We start from the raw sequence: 19,487 nt of genomic DNA on the forward strand, positions 1-19,487 counted from the left end.
GATCTCAGATTGCAGATTGTCCTCATGAACCCCGCAGAACTTAAAAATCGGACAAAACAATTCGCCTTGAGAATTCTGAAACTTACAGGCGCACTCCCAAACACCGTCGCAGGCCGAGCGCTCGCCAACCAGCTGGTACGCAGTGGAACGTCGGTGGCCGCAAATTACCGAGCGACTTGTCGTGCTCGATCAAGAGCTGAATTCGTCGCAAAAATTGGGGTAGTTTTGGAGGAAGCTGATGAATCGTTATTATGGCTGGAGCTAATCTCCGAAGGAAAATTATTGCCGGCGAAACGCGTCGAATCCCTGCTCGTCGAAGCCAACGAGCTCGTCTCCATCATGGTCACGTCGCGCAAGTCCGCCGGTTCCAATCTGAAATCTGCAATCTGAAATCTGCAATCCACCGTGCGAATTCTTATCGCGCCGGACAAATTCAAAGGCTCGCTTGAAGCTGGCGAAGTCGCCTTCGGCATCGCGGCGGGCCTTCGCGATGTCCTGCCGGATGCGATCATCGACCTGATGCCGGTGGCCGATGGCGGCGAAGGCACGGCCGCGGTGATCCGCGAGGCGTGCGGGGGTGAGTGGGTGAATTGCGCAGCGCACGATGCGCTCGGGCGGCCGATTGAGGCGCGCTATCTCTGGCTGCCCGATTTAGACACCGCGGTGATCGAGATGAGTGAAGCGGCCGGCAGCAGGCGTCTCGCGGACTCCGAGCGAGACTTATTGCGCGCCGACACCTGCGGCGTTGGCGAAATGATTCGGGATGCGATGAAGCGGGGCGCCCGAGAGGTCGTGCTGGGATTGGGAGGAAGCGCCACGAATGACGGTGGCTTCGGAATGGCGCGAGCGCTCGGATTTCGTTTTCTTGGCGCCGCCAAAGAGCTGACGGATGGGCCGGGCGATCTGCTAAATCTAACGAAGATTATCCCGGCGGAGCCGCCCGCCATTCAAATCACCGCCGCGGCCGACGTAAAGAATCCGCTGCTCGGCGCACGCGGGGCGACGCGAACATTCGGTCCGCAGAAAGGCGGCGCCGCCGAGCAGCTTGACGTTCTGGAGAGCGGCCTCTCTCGATTAGCCGATGTGGTTCGGCGCGATCTGGGCTGCGATTTCCGAGACACGCCGGGCGCCGGCGCGGCCGGCGGACTTGGCTTCGGTCTCCTGAGTTTTTGTGGCGCAACTCTTCGTTCTGGCTTCGACCTGGTCGCCGAAATTCTCGGACTCGAAGCGGCCATCGAACGAGCGGATATCGTCATTACCGGCGAGGGGTGCCTTGACCGGCAAACGCTGGAAGGAAAAGCGCCCGCCGGCGTCGCCCAGCTCGCTCGCAAGATGGGGAAGCGCGTCTTCGCCATCGCCGGTTGTGCAACAGGCGAGGAAACGGTCGAGAAAATTTTCGACGGCGTTTTCCTGCTCGCCACGCCACCAGTCAGCCGCGAGGAAGCGATGGCACGCGCGAAGGACTTATTGCGGGTCCGGGGCCAGCAGTTGGCGCGGGATTTATGATCCCTCTCTGTAATGGGCGCGGAAGAACTTCGCGCTTTCGATGTACTTCAGCGCCCACTTCCTGATCGTGCCTTGTTCTTCCAGGTCGAGCGGTCTGATCACTTTCGCCGGTGATCCAACCACGAGCGAACCAGCCGGAATGACGGTTCCAGTCGTCACCAGCGCGTTTGCGCCAATAATGGAGCGTGCACCGATTACCGAGCCATCGAGAATGGTCGCACCCATTCCGACCAGGACTTCATCGTCCAGGGTGCACGCATGGACGATGGCGTTGTGTCCGATCGTGACCAGCTCGCCGACAATCGCGGGAAAATCGTCCGAGAGATGAATGACGACGCCGTCCTGGACATTGGACCGCGCTCCGATAACGATCCGGTTGATGTCCCCCCGCAAGACCGCGCCATACCAAATGCTCGATTCCTCATCCAGGGTTACGTCGCCGATAACCGTCGCGCCCTGAACCACGAACGCGCTCGGATGAATGCGCGGCCCGAGCTGGAGACGCCGGGCCGTCCCGGCGTGCCCGGTTGGAAGAGGATCTTCGGCCAGCTTCAGTCCCATTTCCCTGCTCATGCGCTCGATCCGGTCTCCCGGCAAGGGATTCGGTTCAAGATAACTGAACCTGGTTTAACCTTTTTACGCCGGACGTGGTAAGTTGGAGGAGATGGAAGAGGATTTGCCCCCCGCAGTAACTCCGTTCGTTTTCTCCGATCCGGCCGGCAAACGCTGGCCGCGGCTCCGGCTTACCTTGCTCATAGGCGGCGTCGCGATCTTCCTCGGCACGGTCCTCTTCGTCCAAACGTTATTCGTCGCGCCCCAGTTGAATCTTCCATTTTCCCTGCGCCAGTTGAAGGGACAGTTGAAGTCTCTCCAAAAGGAAAACCCGGCGGGCCAGCAGCCGGCTAATCTCGCTCTCTGGGAAAAATTCGCCGCGGCCCGGATCGCCGGGAAAAAGCCCAAACCACCCGCACCCCCTGCCCCGCCGGCCCATCCCCGGAAAAAGCTGGCGAACAACGAGGTGCGCCTCGCTTTTTATACCAACGGCGACCCCTACAGCTTTACCTCGCTCGAACAGCACGCCAGCCAGATTACCCACCTTTGTCCCGAATGGATGGCGATGACGAATGGCTCGGGCGATTTGCAGATCGACCCGGACCCGCGGCTGCCGAAGCTCGCGGCGGCCAAAGGCATCGCACTCATGCCGCTCCTGACCAATCTGGTCGGCGACACCTGGCAACCGGAAGCCGTCGAGAATCTCGCGCATACCTCGCCGGAACGGCAGGCCCGCTTTATCCAGAAAGTCCTGGCGATTTTGAATGACGCGAAAGCGGCCGGAGTCATCATTGACTGGGAGCAGATCGATCCTGCTTACAAGAAGGACATCACCGCGTTCCTGGACCGCTTCACCGACGCGCTCCATTACGACGACAAGCAGCTCTGGCTTTGTGTGCAGCCGGGCCAGGACCTGGACTACATCGACTTCGATGAGTTATCCGACAACGTCGATCGCTTTGTCGCGATGCTTTTCGACGAGACTTCCGATATCGACGCGGCCGGCCCGCTCGGTTCGCGCCGCTGGTTCGAAGGTTGGCTGAGCGTCCTCATGGATGGCGCGGAAACAAACCAATGGATCATCGCTCTCGGCAGCTACGGTTACGATTGGACGGGCGGAGGAAAAAAAGCGGAACTAATTAGTTTTCCCGAAGCCATGAGCCGGGCGAGCTACGCCGGGATCGAGACGGCAACGGTCGCCGCGCCGCATTACAACCCATATTTCTATTACGAGGATGCGGACAAAGATCACTCGGTCTGGTTCCTCGACGTAGTGACGTTTCTCAACCAGTTGCGTCGCGTGCGGGAAGCGAAGACGGGCGGGTTCGCGATTTATCGCCTCGGAACGGAGGACGTTTCCATCTGGGACGCGCTCAATGTTCCGAACGATTTCAAGATGGATTCCGCGTCGCGTTCCGCTCTCGAAGTCCTGAAGGGAACCGACACCATTGCCGACGTGGGCGACGGGGAAATTGTTTCCGTCGACGAATCGACGGCGGATGGCCGCCGAACCCTCGCGGTGGACCAGGAAGGTTATCTCACTGCGACCTATTCGAAATTCCCGCAATTCCCGACCCTTTACCATCAGGGCGCTGGCACGGCTCATCAGGTCGCGTTGACCTTTGACGATGGCCCCGATCCAAAATGGACCCCGAAAATTCTCGATATCCTGAAAGCGGAAAACGTGAAGGCCGCTTTTTTCGTGGTGGGCGCCAACGCGGAAGAATATCCGGACCTGGTTAGGCGGATCGTGGCGGAAGGCCATGAGATCGGGAACCACACCTATTACCATCCGAACCTGGCGCTGGCCTGGCCGGAGCATGTGCGGGTCGAGCTGAACGCCACTCAGTTGCTCCTGGAAACCATTACCGGACGTTCGACCACACTTTTCAGGCCGCCCTATGCCGCCGATACAAGCCCGTCAAGGGTCAGCGAGTTGACGCCGCTCCAGATGGCGCAGGACCTTGGCTACCTCGTCGTGCTGGAGAACATCGATCCACAGGATTGGGCGCGGCCGGGCGCGGATATTATTCTTCAGCGGGTGAAGCAACAGCGCCGGGATGGCAGCATCATCCTGTTGCACGATGCCGGAGGCGACCGCGAAGAAACGGTCGAAGCGCTTCCGCGCATTCTGGATTATCTCAAAACCCGCGGGGACACGGTGGTTTCGTTGAGCACGCTGCTCGGCACCACCCGCGACGCTCTTATGCCTTCGGTTGAAACCAAGGGACGAACCTTGAATCACTTCGTTTCCGGCGTCGGCTTTCGCATCTTTCACGCGGCGGAAGAATTTCTCTGGGCCTTCATGATCGTGGCCACCGCGCTCGTTGTCCTGCGAACGCTGATCGTCATCTGGCTGGCGGCGCGTTTCCGGCGCACCTGGTCGCCTGGATTCGCGGAACCGATCAGCATTATTGTCGCCGCCTTCAATGAAGAGAAAGTGATTGCGGAAACGCTCCGCACGCTGCTCGCGACCGATTACGCGGGCGAACTGGAGGTCATCGTCGTCGATGATGGCTCCGCGGATGGAACGGCGCGGGAAGTGGAAAAATTCGCGACGACCGACCAGCGGGTTCGCCTCCTCCGCCAGCCCAACCGCGGCAAGGCTCGCGCGCTCCAACGAGGGCTCGCCGCGATGCGGAGTGGCATCGCCGTTTTTCTCGATGCCGACACCCATTGCCAGCGCAATACGCTCCGGCGCCTGGTCGAACCTTTTTCGGACGGCGGCGTGGGAGGAGTTTCCGGCCATGCGAAAGTCGGGAACCTGCGGACCTTCATCGCGCGCTGCCAGGCTCTCGAATACACCTGTGGCTTTAATCTCGATCGCCGGGCCTACACGCGCTGGAACTGCATGACCGTGGTCCCGGGAGCAATCAGTGCCATTCGGAAAACAGCGATCGACGATGCCGGCGGCCTCAGTCTCGAAACTCTGGCGGAGGACACCGATCTTACCCTGACCTTGCACAAGCGCGGGCAGCGAATGGTTTATGTGCCGGAAGCAATCGCCTGGACGGAAGCGCCGGAAACCGTCCGGACTCTCGCGCGGCAACGGTTTCGCTGGGCCTACGGGACCTTGCAATGTCTCTGGAAACATCGCGACATGGTCTTCAATTGGAACTACCGGGCTCTGGGCTGGTTTAGTTTGCCCAGCGTCTGGTTTTTCCAAATCGTCCTGGTGGCGATTACCCCGGCGGTGGATTTGTTTCTTCTTGCCTCCCTGCCCTTCGGAGCCTGGCACGCCGTCCTGCCTTTCGTGATTGTGTTTCTGAGCATGGACGTCGTGCTCGCCACCCTCGCCTGCATTATCGAACGCGAGTCTCTTCTCGTCGCCTGGCGCATTCTGCCGATGCGTTTGATCTACCGCCCGATGCTGAGCTACGTGATTTGGAAGGCAATCCTGCGCGCCATCAAAGGCGCCCTGGTTGGTTGGGGGAAATTGGAGAGGACGGCCTCAGTTCCCGTCAGGGCCTGACGAGAATTTCGAAATCGAATTTCGAATCTCGAAACAATGACCGAAGTCCGAATGCCTAAAACTCGAGCGCGCCTCCTTGGTCTCTTGGGCTTTCGAATTTGTTTCGTGCTTCGTGTTTCGTGCTTCGGATTTCTCCTCGCTCTCGCTGCATGTCCCAGAAGCGAGCTCCCGAAGCCTCGCGATCCTTCCTCTCCCGTCGAAGTCCTTCTTCCCGAGCGAGGAGCCTACACCGGCGCCTTCATGGATTTTGGCGATGCGGAAGACGAAGTCACTCTTGAGACCATCGAAGAATTCGAGAACATGGTCGGCAAACACCAGGCGATTATTGCTTCTTCCAGCTATTGGGGTGAGCAAAGCTTTCCGCTCCGGAACCTCAACGTCATCTGGCGGCACGGCGCGATGCCCCTCGTCTTCTGGTCGCCCTGGGATCGGCCCTACACCCAGAATCGCGGGCCGGATAAATTCAGCCTCAAGGAAATCACCGCCGGAAAGTGGGACGCCTATATCGACAAGTGGGGCGATTCCGCGCGCGAATTCGGGCAGCCGATGATCGTCGTGTTTGGGGTGGAGATGAACGGCGACTGGTTTCCGTGGTCAGGCTGGTATTACGGCGGAGAGGAATGGGTCGGCGACACACCGGACGTATGGGAAGGCCCGGAACATTTTAAGAAAGCGTATCGCTACGTGGTGGACCGGGTGCGCGCGCGCGGCGCCGCGAATGTGAAGTGGATGTTCCACACCAACAACTATTCCTACCCCATCGACACCTGGAATTTCGCGCCGGCGTATTACCCGGGGGCGGATTACGTCGATTGGCTGGGCATGAGCGTTTACGGCCAGCAATTCAAAGACGAAACGAACCCCGATATCCCGTCGCTGGTGGACTGGCCCTACAAGGAACTGTGCAGCCTCGATCCCACCAAACCGGTCATGATCGCGGAGTGGGCCACGGGCGATTTCCCTTTCTCGCCCGACACCCGCGGCATGCTCAAGCCTGAGTGGATCAAGCAGGCGCTGGAAATGTTTCGAACTCGCTATCCGCGCATCAAGGCCGCGATTTACTGGCACGAGCGCTGGCAGAATCCCGACCAGACCTATAGCAATCTGCGGGTCAACTCGTCCGTGGAATCGCTGGAGGCATATCGTGCCGGCGTCGCCCATCCGGATTGGCATGGCGAGCTGATTCTGCGGCCGGCGGAGCAGAAAAAGTAATGAAGTGCTGTCCTCCCGGAGGGCACTATCGGAGCTTGAGGTTCTCCTTTGCTTCCCGGAGCGCCGGAATGTCTTTCGCGTATCGCTCTGCAGGCTCGCCGGAGATTTGCTGCCAAGGAATGAACTCAAGGCTAGTCTCAGCTGCCACGTTCAGGTCTGCGCGGAGCAACGGCTCAAATAGTTTCAAATCCCAGTCCCCAAATTCCTGGGTTAACGCGCCCAGCGGGAGATTCGGAATAGGGAGGCCGGCCTTTTGACACTGGGACGCCATCGTTACGATTGATTGCCAGGCGCGGTCATGAGAGATGACAGATTTTGGTTCCACGTTGGGGTAAACGTTTCTTCTGAACTGCGCGTTGCCAGTGATCGCGCTCAATACCAGAACGAGGTTCACGACCGCGCAGACCGCAAAGGGAACCGCATTCGCCCGGACGAACAAGAGGACGGCGAGGCCAAGAAGGGCAAATCCTCCAGGGACAAGGTAACGCTGACCGATTAGATAATTGCCGAAACCATTCGGAGACGGGTGCGTTATCTCGCGCGTTGAAATGAGAATGACAAGCGCGATGAAACAAACGGTGCCAAAGGCGGCCAGGACAAAACTGCCCCGTTGCGCCGGAGTCGATTGCTGACTCCGAAGAGCTTGAAAAGCTATCGCGCTCGCGGCCATAACCAGGATTACAATTAAGGCAACTCCGTACGGCCAATCTGCCTGGAGTTCCGTGGCCTGGAGCGTGGATGGGTAGGCACTTATTAGAGTGCGAAGCGCAGCCACCGCGAAATTGGAAACAAAACCGAAGGCGGCCGACAGGAAATGGGGCGACCGATCAATCTGGAGCGTGCCTTCGACGCGAGGAAGTATCAGCATCAGGAAGGCATGGAGGGCGCTGACTATGAGTAAAGTCACCAACGGCATCACCAGCTTCTTGGATCGAGCGGTTCGGTACTCCCAAGAGAGCAACCCGGCCAGGACCGCGGCAGTGGCTCCTACAGTCGTGAGACCCAATCCTACAAAATTTAGAGAACCATAAGCTGCGCCGATCGCCAACCAGGGCCAGGAGGCAGAGTCTGGCCTCTCGACGGTTTTCATCAGACTGGCAAGCGCTACGAAAGTCAGGAGCAGCCAGAGAAGCTGAAAAATCAGGAATGGCCACGCGATGAAATCTGTCATCCCGGGTTGAAAAACAAAAAGGGCGGTAAGGGCGGCGGCGGAAAGAACCCTCTTAGGGGGCGACAGGCCCAGGAGACGCCCGAAATCACTGGTTAGACCGGACAAGATCGTGGCCAAAAGAGCTACAACTGTGATCTGCCGCCATTTCCAAAACGGTGCCCTGGTCCCGACGAATCTGGCGGTAACGAATTCCGAAATGAACGCGACCGGCGTGTAATGACCATTATAACTGCTGGTTGCCCAGAGTTTCATGAAGCGTTGCTGAAGGTCGGGTGGCGAATGCGAAAGACATAGATACCACCCGCTTTCGGCTCGCAGGAAATTGCTCTCCGTCCGCCAATAGACGATGGCTGCCAGGAACAACCACAGCAGGAAGACGGCGAGCAGTTTTACCATGAAAGATTGGCGGAATCTCATAGCCGAGCGGGAACCGGAATCTCAGCATTGGGAGGATCTCGATACAAGTCTAGAGCAACCGCGTGAGAATCTACGCGGAAATTGCCGCAGCGGTGAAATGACAACCTTTTCCGCCGGCGCAGTTACTCTGCTCTGAGCGCCACCATCGGGTCCACGCGGCTGGCTCGCAGCGCGGGGATCCAGCAGGCGAGAAGAGCGACGGCGCCAAGCAAAAACGTGACGCCCACAAACGTCGTCGGGTCGATCGCGTTCACGCCGTAGAGCACGCTCTTGAGCAGGCGCGTGGCGAGAAACGCAATCGCCAGCCCGATGCTTGCACCGATCACGGCCAGCGTCATTCCCTGGCGCAGAATCAATCCGCGGACGTTGCCGGTGCGCGCGCCGAGCGCCATTCGCAAACCGATCTCGCGCGTTCGGCCGGCGACCACGTACGACATGACTCCGTAAATCCCCACCGCCGCCAGCACCAGCGCAAGAACGCCAAAGCCGCCCAGCGCGCCCGCCGCCATCCGGGCGGGAAACAACGGGAGTCTCATATGCTCCTTGAGCGTTTTCACTTCGTAGAGCGGCAGCGTCGGGTCGAGACTCCTCATTTCCCGTTGGATGGTCACGAGCACGCTACTCGTGTCGCGATTCGTCCGCACGACCAGCGAAACCGTCGTGCTGTAATCGCGCAACTGCGGGCGGAACACAGCCGCCTTCGGTTCCTCACCGAGGCTGTTGTACTTCCCGTCGCCGCAAACGCCGATGATTTGCCAGAACGGATTCTCCGGTCCGCTGAAATTGAAACGTTTCCCGATCGGATCCTGTCCCGGGAAAAATTTCTTCGCGAAAGTTTCGTTTACCACCGCGACCCGATCTTCCTTCCGCTCTTCCTGCTCGGTGAAATCGCGGCCGCGCAGGGTGATCCCCATCGTCCGGAAATAATCGGGTGTAACCGAAGTGGGAATGGCGAGCGGCAGTTGCGCCATTGGGGTAACCGGCTGGCCTTCGAGATAAACCGCGGTGCTGCTGTAGTTGAGACTGAGCGGAATGCTATCGGTAAGAGCGGCCGATTCTACTCCAGGCTGCACCCGGATCCGCTCGAGGACCTGTTTCTGGAAAGCGCGCCCTTTGGCTTCATCGTAACCCTGCAGCCCAACATCAAAGGAGAGGGCGACGGCGTTTTCCGGATTGAAGCCCGGCCGCATCCGTTGCGCCTCCTGCAGGCTGCGCACGATCAATCCGGCGCTGATCAGAAGAACAAGCGAGAGCGCGACCTGGACGACGACCAGGGTATTGCGCAACCGGGAGCGGCGGAAACCCGCCATCGAAGTTTCGTCTTTCAACGCGGGAACAAGCTCCGGCTTCGAGGCCTGTAGCGCCGGGATCACGCTGAAGAGAAGACCGGTGAGGACGGAAAGCGCGAGGGTGAACGAAAGCACCCGCCAATCGACCCGAAGATCGAACATCAGCGCAACGTCGGTCGGCAGCTTGATGGTACGCACGAGGTGATTGATCCACGACGCGACCACCACGCCGGCGGCGCCGCCCAGAAGCGAAAGCAGGACGCTTTCCGTCAGCAGTTGCCGGATCAGCCGCGAACGGCTTGCGCCGACGGCGAGGCGGATCGCGATTTCTTTCCGACGCTCGGTCGAGCGGGCGAGGAGGAGGTTGGCGAGATTCACGCAGGCCAGGAGAAGAACGAGCCCACCGATCACAGTCAGGACCACGGCCAGCGTCAGAACGGGATTGCGGATTTCCGGAATGAAAAGGCCGGGCGGGATGAGCTCGATCCCACGCCCGGCGGCTTCTTTCGGATTCTCCTTGCCGATCTCCGCCGTCAGGATCTCGAGGGAAGCCTGGGCCTGGGCGCGGGTCACGCCATGCTTGAGGCGGCCGACGACGAAAAGATTATCACTGTCCCGATGCTCCAAATAGGTGCTGCCCGGCTCGATCACCGGGCCCATCATTAACGGCGTCCAGATTTCCGGCGCGTAGGCGACTTCCGTGCCGATGAATCCCTTCCGGGCCACGCCGATGACGGTGAACGCGACGTTGTTTAACGAAACCGTTTTTCCGACGATGGACGGATCGGAGCCGAAGCGCTTTTGCCAGCAGCCGTAGCTGAGGACGACGACCGGATGCGATTTCGGCATTTCATTTTCCTCCGGGAGAAAACCGCGGCCCAGCAGGAGCGGCACGCCGAGAACGTCGAAGTAGTTGCCGGAAACGACCGTGCCCCAGACGCGCTCGTTATTTCCGTTGTGACTGAGGCTGGCGACGATGATCCGGTAGGCGATCAACCCGGAGAAGACCTGGTTGCGATCGCGGTAATCCTTGTAGTTGAGGTAGGATTGGAGCGTGTAATCGGCGCCGTTATGAAGCGTGCCGTAAAGTTCCTGGAGCTCGGAAGCGTTACGGACGGGAAGGGGGCGGAAAGCGACGGTATCGACCAGGCTGAAGATGGCGGTGTTCGCGCCGATGCCGAGCGCCATGGAAATGATCGCCAGCAGGGTGAACCCCGGGCGCTTCAGCAACTGGCGAGCGCCGTAGCGAAGGTCCTGGATTAAAGTTTGCATCGCGGTGTCCTCATTGAGATGCGGGCTGCTCGCGAAACAGATTCAGGAATCTTGCGTTAGTTGCCGCCCGCGGGGTTCCATTCGGCCCTGGCAGCCTCCACTTCTGCGAGAAATCTCTCGTTTTGTTGAAGAAGATCGAACAGCTCTTCGCCGAGCGCCCGGCTCGCTCTTGAATCGCTGGGATAGTGCAGTCCGGCGACCTCGCGCTCGCGTCCAATCTGTTCTCCAAAAGTCATCAACGCCTCCGCGTTCTGCGGAAACAGGAGCGAAAGCGTGCGGGCCACCATGTAACCTTGGAGGGCGTGACTGCTCGGATAGGCGGGATGAGCCGGCACTGGAATTGCCGGATGAAGCCGCGACTCGAGTTGATGCGGGCGCGCCCGATTGAAACGTTTCTTGGCGTGAAAAATCGCCAGCGACGAATCGATCTCGACATGTCTGAGCAACGCCTTGGTTTTGGGCGCCCGGCTTAGCTTTCGATGAGTCGCCGCCGCAAGAATAGCAGCGCAAACGCCGTCGTAATCCAGGTGCTTCGTGATCATCCTCACCTGCGCGCCGGTCCGTTCCTGTTGCAGCCGCAAGAGTTCATCGAGCTCGGCCCGCGTCTCGGCCGAACTGTTTGCCGGGGGAGCCGGAACGGGCAAAGAGATCAGGACTTCGCGAGCCAGAAAATACGAGGGAAGATCGAGACGCGAGAGCGCCCATTTTCCCCATGCTTCGAATCGAATGTCATCGAGGGGTGGCGCGGCCAGGGCGGTAAGGAAAGATGAAACGAGAACCAGCCCGGAGAGGTAACGCATCAGGGTTTATTGCGGAGCGCGGCCAACACTGACTCTTTGGGCCGATCCCGGCAGCTCCGCTCACCGCACGATAAACATGTCTTGCCGAGCTCGTCGTCGGCCAGAATTTCTCGAATGCTGTGGGCGACCACCTCGCGGACGCCGTCGATGGAACGAGTGACTTCAATCTCGCGACAACGCCGGCCTTCGCGGTGAACAACCTGCGCCTTCGTTTCAAGTTCGGTGTGTGGTGCCGGTTCGTCGGCAAAGATGGCAAGGCGCAATTCATCTTTCGGCGAGATGGTCGCCGCCAGCCGCGCCCAACCGCGCGCCGGAGCGACCACCAGATCCACGTCGGGCCAGGCCACCGTCGCGTCGAGCGGCACGCTGCCGGGAGCAGGCGGCACGGCTTCGAGCGAGTGTCCGTGGCGCTCGATAATTTTCCAGCCCGCGCGCACCGCCAGTTCGAAGATCGCATTCGACAGCAGACACAATCCTCCGCCAATCGCGGGCGTGACACAGCCGCCGCGAAGTTCCATCCCCCAGGAAAATCCGCGGTTCTCACTGGCGCGGCCGAGGACTCGCCAGAACGAAAGTGGGCTCTGCGAGGTGAGCAACAAGCCGTCGAATTGAGGCACAGCCAGCTCGAGATTGCGGCGCTTCCCCTGTTCCAGCGCCGGATGTGCGAATCCGTCGGCGCGCGAAATCGGAACGATGATCTCTGCGACCTTATGTCCGTTGTCGTTCCGGCAATAAACCGGCTTTGGCCAACGGTTTGAAACCAGCCAATTCACCAGGCGCGCGGCGGAAAGCCCCGCTCGCCGCAACCGGTAATCGAGCACCTGAAGCGCACTCTTTGGCCGTCTCATGTCGATATTACGTTCTGCACGGGCGGACTCTCATAAATATCGCATGGTGGCGCCGCGGTCGATCTCTCCGCGAGAGCAAACCCGTCGCCGAGAATACAAAGGCCGGGATAAGAACTGATGAGCGCGTCATTTGCCATAAATGTTCCGGCGGCCAGGTCCTTGCCAAGAGCAAATGTGCGGGCTTTCCTTTTTGATTCGTTCGAATAGAAAACGTCCATGGAATTGGCGGAAGCCGGCGCGTGGTTGGAGTCGCCCGGGCGCGAAAAGATTCTCCTCCAGGGCAATTGCTCATTAGGTCGCTCGCCCAGCAACCGTGTCGTGATCGAGTCGCCCAAGGCGTCGCGCCGCCATTGCATCATCAACCTCCAGAACGTCGGCGAATTCTGGCTCATCGATCTCGGCAGCAGCAACGGCACCTTCCTGAACAAACGCCGGGTCCATCAGCCGGTCCGCCTTTGCGATATGGACCAGATCACCGTCGGCGACGCGCCGTTCACTTTTCGCCAGCCGGAAGAGATCACGAGTGAGCTGCGCACAACCATCGCGCAGCAAACTATTCGGGAGACGGCCAACATCGCCGTCTGGATGCTGGTGGCCGATATCGAGAATTTCACGCCGCTGAGCCGGAGCATGGTGAGCGATAAGCTCGCGTTGCTCGTCGGCTCATGGGTCGCGGGCTGCAAATCAATCGTCGAGGAGCACAAAGGCGAGATCGATAAATATCTCGGCGACGGTTTCCTCGCCTACTGGCACGAGGACGAGAAAGGCGCCGAAAACGTGGCGGCCGCGTTAAAGAAGCTGAAGGAACTCCAGAAGGTCGAGCCGCGTTTTCGGCTCGTGTTGCATTATGGCCTGGTTTCGAGCGGGGGCTTGCGTTCGATGGGCGAAGAGAGCCTCATCGGCAAGGAAGTGATCTTTGTTTTCCGGATGGAAAAACTGAGCGGCTCGTTGGGCATTCATCTTCTGGCCAGCGAAGCCGCGCAAAAAAAACTGGGCGATTTGCTGCCCGCCCAGCCGGCGGGGAGCCATGAGCTAAAGGGCTTCGACGGCCGGTTCGAGTTTTTCAAGCTGTAGCGGCGTTATTAGCGCCAACGGCGCGCTTTCAACGCTAGAAAACCCTGGGGCGTTGCCCCAGGCTTTTGTGACGTCGCGCCTTTGGCGCTGAAAAAATGCGGCAGGCGTCGCTATTTCGCCCGGCGATAGACCAGGCCGTTTGGGTCGTTGACCCGGGTCAACTGGTCGCCTTCCACTTTGTAAACCGCGGTTTCAGCCATCGGGGAGCCGAATCCTTCGACGACGGAATTCGGGACACTCTTCGGCGCCCAATCGGAGAGCTGACCTGGACTCCACTGGATCGTAATGCTGGTGCCTTGCTCCGTGCAGGCGACGGAATTGTAAGTCCAGCGGCGCTGCAGTTCGGAAACCGAAGTATAGAACGGCTTATCCGGCGTCGAGACGTTCGTCGTGTCCAGCGTCCTGCTCGCTCTTCCGTCCTTTATTATCATGGTGAACGTGCGGTTGATCGTCTGCTGGTTCTCGGGATTGGTCTTTGATTGGGTCGCGAGCCAGGTGCCGTCGAAAAGCTTCTTCGGCTGGCGATTCGACTGCTGCCGCGGCTGTGGCTGCCGCCTCGGCTGAGGTTGTTGCTGTCGATTGCGCGCCGCCTGGTCGACGAACGCGCGCACGATTGTGTCGATCTGCGCTTCGACGGTGAGCGCCGTGGCCAGGAGGGCCACAATCGCGACGAGATATTTGGTCCGTGTCATGGATTAACCTCCAGTGAAGTCATTGAATGGAACGACTGGCGCCGCATTCGTTGCATCTTGATTAACAGGCGGCTTCGGCGGCGTCGACGGGCCGGGCCTCACGTCGCTCTTGAACGGGTTGACGTCCTTGGCGGTGTTCGCCATGCCGCTACCGCGGACCAGAACAATCGTGCCGAGATCGACGAACTGTCCCGGTTTCACCTCGACCTCGCGCTCGACCGGCTCGTAACCATCCAGCGAAATGCGAAGCGGATACTTCCCGGCCTTGATTCCCTTGAAGGTCACCGGACTCTTGCCGGCCTCCATTCCACCGAGGGTCACCGTCGCACCCTTCGGGGTCGTCTTCAGAATTACCCCGCCGAGCGCGCTTTCGTCAGGGGCAGCGCCAACCGCCGGCAGGGTCGAAGCCGGTGCGGTTGACGTTGGAGTCACCGCCGTGGTCTTCGGCGTCGATTTTTTCGCGACGAAATACCAGATCCCAAGGGCGACCAGGAAAAAGAACACCAGTGCCCCCACCCCGCCGAGGATAAGGGCGAGCTTCCCGGCACTCAGGCCGCCGGTTTTTGGAAGAGGCGGCAACGTGCTGGTTGTCGCCGTTCCTGGCGAGACCGACGGGGTAGGAACGGGAACGGGAACGGTAGCCATCGTCGGGGGCTGAATGGCGCGGGCCGCGCGGACGGTTTTCGGCGAGGCGATCTCGAGCCGTTCCGCGATTTCCACGAACGATTGCGGCCGGCGCGCGGGATCCTTGGCCAGACACGAAGCGATGACCTTCTCCCAGGTGTCGTCAATCATCTCGCCTTCGACTTCGAGGTCCTTGCGGCGTTCCCCCATGAGCGGCGGAATTTTTTCCCGAATCTGCCGGTCGACGTTGCCTGAGGAGAATGGAGGTTTGCTCGTGATCAACTCATACATCGTCGCGCCAAACGAATAGATGTCGTCGGCCGGTGTGCCCCGCTCGCCATCGAGCTGTTGCGGGCTCATGAAGACCAGGGTGCCGCTGCGCCCCCGCTCCATCGTCAGCATGCTCACCGAATCGCTCAGGCTGCGCGAGATGCCGAAGTCAGAGACCTTCAGGTCGCCCCGCTGATTCACCATCAGGTTTGCCGGCTTGAGATCGCGATGAATGATGCGCGCGTGGTTATGCGCATAATCGAGCGCATCGCAAAGCTGGCTGGTCCATTCCTCCAGCTCATGCGGCTCAAAGACCTTGTGTTGCTTGTCGGCGCGTAAATTCGAAAGCGTATCGCCGTCGATGTATTCCATCGAGATACAGCCCGACTGTTCGCTGTGCACAAAATCGTAAATGCGAACGATGTTCTTGTGGGTCAGGTCGAGGCTGCGGCGGGTCTCACGTTTCATGTCGCCCAGCACCGCGCGGTCGTGCACGATCAGCTCCGGCAGGAATTTCAGGGCGACATTACGCTCCAGCTCGTCATCGCGCGCCAGCCAGACGACGCCCATGCCGCCTCGGCCAAGCGTTTTGATCAGGGTGTAACGGCTAAAGACTTTCTGGCCGCTGTTAAAATCGCGGATCGTAACGTCCAACCCGGGGGCGGGTGCCTCGCCACTCATGCCGCGAAGCTAGCGGAACGAAAAATCGCATAAAGAATAAAATCAGGCCCAGGGTCGCCTCTTTTCTACACGAAATCACGTAAGATTAAGCTTGGCTTATTGATGCCTGCCGCATAAAAGGGGGCCAGAGGCACCCCATGCCCTACCCGATTCCCCGACGATTGTTTCAGCGTCCGCTTCGCGCAGAAGTGAGACTGTCAGTGCTGCCCCCGGACGAACCCGGCACCGGCGCTCCGCCGTCTGCCTGACTCACTACACCGCATATGAAATCAACAATCTCGCGAATTGCCGCCGTTAGTCTGTTGTTCGGGGCCCTGGCGACCGGCATCATGGCCTTCACCTTAACCAGGAACGCCATCGACTCACCGGGTCGCCCGCTCGTCCAGGAACCGTCCGGCACGATCGAGACAGACGGCACCCTCGATTCGACCTTCAACGCAGGAAAATTCACCAACGGACTGGTGTTGGCCTCGGCCTTGCAGGCTGACGGCAAACTCTTCATCGCGGGCCAATTTTCAGAGGTGCATGGCGTCGCCCGTCCCGGTATTGCTCGTCTGAATGTGGACGGGACACTCGACCTGTCGTTCAACCCTGCCCTCGGTCCCGAGACCGGCATCCCTGCTATCGCCCTCCAACCGGATGGGAAAATTATCATCGCCGGATCTTTCCCGACTGGAGTTAACCGCCAGGGGATTGCCCGGCTCAATAGCGACGGGTCGCTCGACACCGGCTTCGATCCGGGGCGCACCCTCTCGTTCTCTGCCGACGATGGCGGCACTGGCAGCGGGGCCGGCGCGAACGTATTCGCGATTGTCCTGCAGCCCGATGGGAAGTTGGTCGTTTTCGGTCAATTTTTCTTTATCATCACCGGACCGGGCACGAATGTCCCCCGTTCCTGCGTCGCCCGGTTCAATAGCGATGGAACGTTCGATCCCTCGTACAATCCGGGGAGCGGCGCGCTGCAAAGCGACGCGTCGTTCAACACAAACGTATCTCACGCCGCGCGGCAGAACCTGGCTGCTAACGCTGGAAAGATCGTCATCTCGGGACGCTTCGATACGTTTGACGGGCATCCCGTTCCGGGCCTCGCCCGGATGAACGCCGACGGGAGTTTCGACTCCACCTTTACCCCGGGCACCGCGGTGGATGCCGGGACCGGTTCGATCTCAGGTCTTTTCGCGCAAGCGGACGATCAGATCCTTGCCTTTGGCTACTTCGACTCATTCAGCGGGGCCGCGCGCCATAGTATCGTGCGTTTGGACGCCACCACTGGAGCCGTCGATAACGGGTTTAGCACCGAGGAATTCGAGGGGTATAACTACGACGCTTTGATCGATGCCATGGCCCAGCAGCCAGATGGCAAGTTAATCGCGGTTGGAGAATTTCATTCGTTAGGCTCTGCGACCGTAAACAATGTGGCCCGGCTCGAAACCAATGGCGCTCGCGATGCCACTTTCGGCGGGACCGGGGCCGGCCCCTCCGCCGAGCAGGTATACACGGCACTTGTCCGGCCAAGTGACGGCAAGATTTTTTTCGGGGGGTATTTTTCGACCTTCGGTGGCCAGGTCCGTAACAACATAGCCTGGGCTAATCCCGATGGGTCCGTGGACACAAGCTTCGCCGGTCTGGGCGGAGCGACGGAGTATCAGCCCAATATCTGGACCCTCGCGACCCAGGCGGATGGCAAGGTTATCATGACCGGCGTTTTCAGCTCCCACGATGGAGTCCCGCACAACAATGTCCTCCGCGTAAATCCGGATGGCACGGTTGACTCGTCTTTCGACGTCCACACTGACCGGTCGACGCGCGCCCTGCTCATTCAACCGGATGGGAAAATTCTGATCGCTGGATTTTTTGGCGAAGTGAACGGCGTGCCCATGCCGCGAATTGCCCGGCTCAACCCCGATGGAACCCTCGATCCCTCTTTCAATCCTGGGTCGGGACCGGACAGATATTACATTCGCGCACTGGCGCTGGATGCGGCGGGAAATATTTATGTCGGTGGAGAGTTCTCCGCGTTCAACGGAGCACCGCACACCGGCTTGGTGAAACTAACTCCGACGGGAGCGGTTGATAATGTTTTTAGTCCAGCTAATGCAGGGCCGTTTGATCTTGTTAATTTGGTCACTTCGATGACCCCCCCAGACAGCAGCGGTCATATCGTCATCGGCGGAAGTTTCAGAACCTACAACGGAACGAATACTCGCGGGATTGCTCGGTTCGATTCAACGACCGGCGCGATTGATTCCGCCTTTAACGCCGGCGGCGCGGGTTTCAATAGTGGCACTGTCTATGCCGTGCGCCAGGCTCCGGACGGAAAATATTACGTGGGCGGCTCCTTCAGCTCCTACAATGGCGTCGCGCGACGGGGGATCGCTCGCCTCAACAGCAATGGATCACTCGACACCACTTTTTCGGGGCCCTTCGTGTCGGGAGACACCGTGTATGCCCTCGCGCTCCAAAATGGAAAAGTCTACGCCGGCGGATCCAAGGCCCCGGGTTCTGCTGGTATCTTTGTCCGCCTAACAGATACCGGGGCGGTGGATTCGAGTTTGGTTACTGGAACAGGGTTTGAGATTTCTCCCACGAATCTTTACCACGGATTCCCCACGAAGATCTCCGCTTTGACCGTTCAGGCAGACGGCAAACTCCTCGTCGGAGGAATCTTTAATCGGTACAACGGCACCGCTCTCAGCTGCCTCGCCCGGCTGACGGGCCCTGCCCTCCCCACGCCTACACCAGCGCCCAGTCCAGGCCGGGCCTTGAACCTATCGACGCGCATGCTGGTGCAGAGCGGCGACAACGTCGGCATCGGCGGGTTCATCATAACGGGTGGTCCGAAGCAGGTGCTGCTCCGGGGCATCGGACCGTCGCTCGCGCAATTCGGTGTGCAAAATTTCCTGGCTGATCCCGTAATGGAACTCCACGGACCCGCCGGCTTTACGACGGTCACCAACGACAATTGGAGAGACAGTCAGGATGGTGGCCTGGCGATCATGGGTACTGGCCTCGCGCCCACCAATGACTTGGAATCAGGCATCCTGGCAACGCTAGATCCAGGCGCCTATACGGCCATCGTGAAAGGCAACAATAACACCTCCGGCGTGGGCCTGGTCGAAGTTTACGATCTGGGTTCGGCAGCCTCCCAACTGGCGAATATCAGCACGCGTGCCTTTGTCAGCACCGCGGATAACGTCATGATCGGCGGCTTCATCCTTGGTGGAGGCGGCAACAGCCACATCGCAATCTACGCAGTCGGGCCTTCGCTGGCAGGGAGTGGAGTTGGCGGGGCATTAGCCGACCCGACGCTCGAACTCCGTGACAGCAGCGGCGCCATTGTGGCTTCGAATGATAATTGCGGAAGCATTACCATCCACCCTCTCGACCCGGCCGAAGCCTGCATTGACATCTCGCTTCCACCCGGCGCTTTCACTGCCATCCTGGCTGGAAAGAACGGCGGCACCGGAGTCGGCCTCCTCGAAATATACAACCAGCAATAGCCTGAAGAGGCGTGCGTTGGACCTGGCCTCTGTTTTCTACGCGAAATCACGTAAGATTAGCGTTGGCTTATTAATGCCGCTCGCATAAAAGCAGTCCGGTGGCGCGC

General features: G+C 59.6%; 13 protein-coding genes. 6 read left to right on the forward strand and 7 right to left on the reverse strand.

Features of this window, described 5'->3' with window-relative positions; genetic code table 11:
- Positions 1 to 24: 24 nt before the first annotated feature.
- The gene (locus VJU77_17245) at positions 25 to 390 is read left to right on the forward strand and encodes a four helix bundle protein (GenBank protein HKP05098.1); all 366 of its coding nucleotides are present in this window, start codon (positions 25 to 27) and stop codon (positions 388 to 390) included.
- Positions 391 to 405: 15 nt separating this feature from the next.
- Positions 406 to 1,506 carry a glycerate kinase gene (locus tag VJU77_17250; GenBank protein HKP05099.1) on the forward strand — a complete coding sequence of 367 codons (1,101 nt, stop codon included), beginning with the start codon at positions 406 to 408 and terminating at the stop codon, positions 1,504 to 1,506.
- Here VJU77_17250 and VJU77_17255 read toward each other — a convergent pair.
- On the reverse strand, positions 1,501 to 2,079 hold the full coding sequence (locus VJU77_17255; GenBank protein ID HKP05100.1) for a gamma carbonic anhydrase family protein: 579 nt from the start codon (positions 2,077 to 2,079) through the stop codon (positions 1,501 to 1,503). The genes VJU77_17250 and VJU77_17255 overlap by 6 nt on opposite strands.
- Before the next feature lie 91 nt (positions 2,080 to 2,170).
- Between VJU77_17255 and VJU77_17260 the strand changes: the two genes are divergently transcribed.
- The gene (locus VJU77_17260) at positions 2,171 to 5,530 is read left to right on the forward strand and encodes a glycosyltransferase (protein HKP05101.1); all 3,360 of its coding nucleotides are present in this window, start codon (positions 2,171 to 2,173) and stop codon (positions 5,528 to 5,530) included.
- Between the two features lie 51 nt (positions 5,531 to 5,581).
- Complete coding sequence (locus VJU77_17265; GenBank protein HKP05102.1) at positions 5,582 to 6,742, forward strand: glycosyl hydrolase; 1,161 nt, start codon at positions 5,582 to 5,584, stop codon at positions 6,740 to 6,742.
- 25 nt (positions 6,743 to 6,767) lie between these two features.
- Here the strand turns inward: VJU77_17265 and VJU77_17270 are convergent, their stop codons facing one another.
- The 4 genes from VJU77_17270 to VJU77_17285 all read right to left on the reverse strand — a co-directional run bounded on the left by VJU77_17270 (position 6,768) and on the right by VJU77_17285 (position 12,539).
- A complete protein-coding gene (locus VJU77_17270; GenBank protein HKP05103.1) occupies positions 6,768 to 8,330 on the reverse strand; it encodes a hypothetical protein in 1,563 nt (520 codons plus the stop codon).
- Positions 8,331 to 8,452: 122 nt separating this feature from the next.
- On the reverse strand, positions 8,453 to 10,891 hold the full coding sequence (locus VJU77_17275) for an ABC transporter permease (protein HKP05104.1): 2,439 nt from the start codon (positions 10,889 to 10,891) through the stop codon (positions 8,453 to 8,455).
- A 56-nt stretch (positions 10,892 to 10,947) separates the two neighbouring features.
- Complete coding sequence (locus VJU77_17280) at positions 10,948 to 11,691, reverse strand: phosphatase PAP2 family protein (GenBank protein ID HKP05105.1); 744 nt, start codon at positions 11,689 to 11,691, stop codon at positions 10,948 to 10,950.
- On the reverse strand, positions 11,691 to 12,539 hold the full coding sequence (locus VJU77_17285) for a VanW family protein (protein ID HKP05106.1): 849 nt from the start codon (positions 12,537 to 12,539) through the stop codon (positions 11,691 to 11,693). The genes VJU77_17280 and VJU77_17285 overlap by 1 nt, the downstream gene beginning before the upstream one ends.
- Before the next feature lie 216 nt (positions 12,540 to 12,755).
- Here VJU77_17285 and VJU77_17290 point away from each other — a divergent pair, with 216 nt between their 5' ends.
- The gene (locus VJU77_17290) at positions 12,756 to 13,613 is read left to right on the forward strand and encodes an adenylate/guanylate cyclase domain-containing protein (GenBank protein HKP05107.1); all 858 of its coding nucleotides are present in this window, start codon (positions 12,756 to 12,758) and stop codon (positions 13,611 to 13,613) included.
- 110 nt (positions 13,614 to 13,723) lie between these two features.
- Here VJU77_17290 and VJU77_17295 read toward each other — a convergent pair whose 3' ends face one another.
- A complete protein-coding gene (locus tag VJU77_17295) occupies positions 13,724 to 14,305 on the reverse strand; it encodes a hypothetical protein (protein ID HKP05108.1) in 582 nt (193 codons plus the stop codon).
- Between the two features lie 3 nt (positions 14,306 to 14,308).
- Entirely contained in the window at positions 14,309 to 15,880 is a 1,572-nt protein-coding gene (locus tag VJU77_17300) for a serine/threonine-protein kinase (protein HKP05109.1), read from the reverse strand.
- A 263-nt stretch (positions 15,881 to 16,143) separates the two neighbouring features.
- Here VJU77_17300 and VJU77_17305 point away from each other — a divergent pair, with 263 nt between their 5' ends.
- Positions 16,144 to 19,380 (forward strand): delta-60 repeat domain-containing protein, encoded by a 3,237-nt coding sequence (locus VJU77_17305; GenBank protein ID HKP05110.1) that lies wholly within the window; start codon positions 16,144 to 16,146, stop codon positions 19,378 to 19,380.
- The last annotated feature ends 107 nt before the right edge of the window (positions 19,381 to 19,487 follow it).

The sequence above is a fragment of the Chthoniobacterales bacterium genome, from assembly GCA_035274845.1.
In the GTDB taxonomy this organism is placed as follows: Bacteria; Verrucomicrobiota; Verrucomicrobiia; order Chthoniobacterales; family UBA10450; genus AV80.